Source organism: Bradyrhizobium genomosp. III (assembly GCF_000261705.1).
GTDB classification, from domain to species: Bacteria; Pseudomonadota; Alphaproteobacteria; order Rhizobiales; family Xanthobacteraceae; genus Bradyrhizobium; species Bradyrhizobium ottawaense.
The window spans coordinates 1-2,423 of the sequence record NZ_AJQF01000230.1 but is presented as its reverse complement, the minus strand read 5'-3'; the positions used below and the strand labels follow the sequence as shown (position 1 = coordinate 2,423).

Here is a 2,423-nt window from a genome sequence, read left to right as displayed (position 1 = left end):
GAAAAGCCGAGCCAGGCGCTGCGGCGCGGCCGCAAGACCTCCTCGATGTGGCTCGCCATCGATGCCGTGAAGAAGGGCGAGGCGGATGTCGCGGTCTCCGCCGGCAATACCGGCGCGCTGATGGCGATGTCGCGCTTCCACCTGCGCACGCTGAAGGGGATCGATCGCCCGGCGATCACGGGCGTTTGGCCGACCAGGCGCGGCGATTCCATCGTGCTCGACCTCGGCGCCACCATCGGCGGCGACGCGCACCATCTGGTGTCGCTCGCTGTGATGGGCGCGGCGATGGCGAGCGTGCTGTTCGACAAGAAGCGCCCCACGGTCGGGCTGCTCAATATCGGGGCCGAAGAGATCAAGGGGCACGAGGAGATCCGCGAGGCCAGCGAGATCCTGCGTGCCAGGAACCTGCCGGAGCTCGACTATATCGGCTTCGTCGAGGGCGACGGCATCGGCAAGGGGCTGGCCGACGTCATCGTGACCGAAGGTTTCAGCGGCAACATCGCGCTCAAGGCCGCCGAGGGAACCGCGCGGCAGATGGCGGACTTACTCCGCAACGAGATGCAGCGGAGCTGGCTGTCGAAGCTCGGCTATCTCTTTGCACGCAGCGCCTTCCAGGCCCTGCGCGACAAGATGGACCCGAACAAGTCCAATGGCGGCGTGTTCCTGGGTTTGAATGGATTAGTGGTCAAGAGCCACGGCGGAACCAGCGCCGAAGGCTTTGCCTATGCGATCGATGTTGGCTATGAGATGGCTCACTACGATCTCCTGAACAAGATCAATCAGATGCTCAACCGCGAGGGTGGTGCACTCAATTCCGTGCAGGCCGCGCAGGAGGCTGTTTCGTGACTCAAATTCGTTCGGTCGTGCTCGGCTGCGGCTCCTATCTGCCGGAGCAGGTGGTGACCAACGCCCAATTGGCGGCGCGTATCGACACCTCCGACGAGTGGATCGTGCAGCGCACCGGCATTCGCGAGCGCCACATCGCGGCCGAGGGCGAGTTCACCTCGCATTTGGCGATCAAGGCGGCGCAGGCCGCGCTGACCGATGCCGGCATGGACGCGCAGTCGATCGACCTGATCGTGCTCGCGACCTCGACGCCGGACAACACCTTCCCCGCGACGGCGGTCGCCGTGCAGCACGGGCTCGGTATCACCCACGGCGCGGCCTTCGACCTCCAGGCGGTATGCTCGGGCTTCGTGTTCGCGCTCGCCACCGCCGACAATTTCCTGCGCACCGGCGCCTTCAAGCGCGCGCTGGTGATCGGCGCCGAGACCTTCTCGCGCATCCTCGACTGGAACGACCGCGGCACCTGCGTGCTGTTCGGCGACGGCGCCGGCGCGGTGGTGCTGGAGGCGCAGGAGCAGCCGGGCAAGGCCGCGACCGATCGCGGCATCGTCACCACGCATCTGCGCTCCGACGGCCGCCACAAGGCAAAGCTGTTCGTCGACGGCGGACCGTCCTCGACCCAGACCGTCGGCCATCTGCGCATGGAGGGCCGCGAGGTCTTCAAGCATGCGGTCGGCATGATCACCGACGTCATCGTCGACGCCTTCCAGGCCACCGGGCTCAATGCCGAGACCATCGACTGGTTCGTGCCGCACCAGGCCAACAAGCGAATCATCGACGCCTCCGCCCACAAGCTCCACATCGCGCCGGAGAAGGTGGTGCTGACGGTGGACCGTCACGGTAACACCTCGGCCGCCTCGATTCCGCTGGCGCTGTCGGTGGCCCGCAGGGACGGCCGTATCAAGAAGGGCGACATGGTCCTGCTGGAGGCCATGGGCGGCGGCTTCACCTGGGGCTCCGCACTCGTGCGCTGGTAGAGCCACAGTCGATAAAATTTTGCCGGATTTTGCCGCGATTATCGATGCGTCTGCATTGATGAGCGCTGTTGACCGCTGTAACGTAACCTCATAATTTCAGACAACAATTGTTCGCCGTGATGTGGGGCAGGGCGATGACCGATCAAAGTAAAACCGTAACGCGTGTCGACCTGTGCGAAGCCGTCTACCAGAAGGTGGGCCTGTCGCGCACGGAATCGTCCGCCTTCGTGGAACTCGTGCTGAAGGAGATCACCGACTGCCTGGAAAAGGGCGAGACGGTGAAACTGTCCTCGTTCGGGTCCTTCATGGTCCGCAAAAAGGGTCAGCGCATCGGCCGTAACCCGAAGACCGGCACCGAGGTGCCGATCTCGCCGCGCCGTGTCATGGTGTTCAAGCCGTCGGCGATCCTGAAGCAGCGGATCAACGGCCAGCACCGCGCCAACGGTGACGCCAGCAAGGCTCAACAAGAGGCGTAACGCCTTCGGCAAAGGATTTGGCATTTGGACAAGGCGCCGGATGCGTTCCGAACCATCAGCGAAGTAGCGCAGGAACTCGACATTCCGCAGCACGTGCTGCGGTTCTGGGAGACCCGATTCTCCC

Annotated in this window: 4 protein-coding genes; all 4 read left to right on the top strand. The window is 64.4% G+C overall.

Features of this window, described 5'->3' with window-relative positions:
• The coding region (gene plsX, locus IC66_RS0120105) for a phosphate acyltransferase PlsX (protein WP_038948789.1) at positions 1-846 on the top strand (846 nt) is incomplete at its 5' end.
• Complete coding sequence (locus IC66_RS0120100; protein ID WP_028141391.1) at positions 843-1,823, top strand: beta-ketoacyl-ACP synthase III; 981 nt, start codon at positions 843-845, stop codon at positions 1,821-1,823. The genes plsX and IC66_RS0120100, both read left to right, overlap by 4 nt.
• 134 nt (positions 1,824-1,957) lie before the next feature.
• Entirely contained in the window at positions 1,958-2,299 is a 342-nt protein-coding gene (locus IC66_RS0120095) for an integration host factor subunit alpha (protein ID WP_028141392.1), read from the top strand.
• Positions 2,300-2,323: 24 nt separating this feature from the next.
• The coding region (locus IC66_RS0120090) for a MerR family transcriptional regulator (protein ID WP_036010428.1) at positions 2,324-2,423 on the top strand (100 nt) is incomplete at its 3' end.

What these genes read in the sequence shown, in the direction of transcription:
- IC66_RS0120095 (WP_028141392.1), top strand. Translation starts at nt 1,958, where the DNA reads ATGACCGATCAAAGTAAAACCGTAACGCGTGTCGACCTGTGCGAAGCC.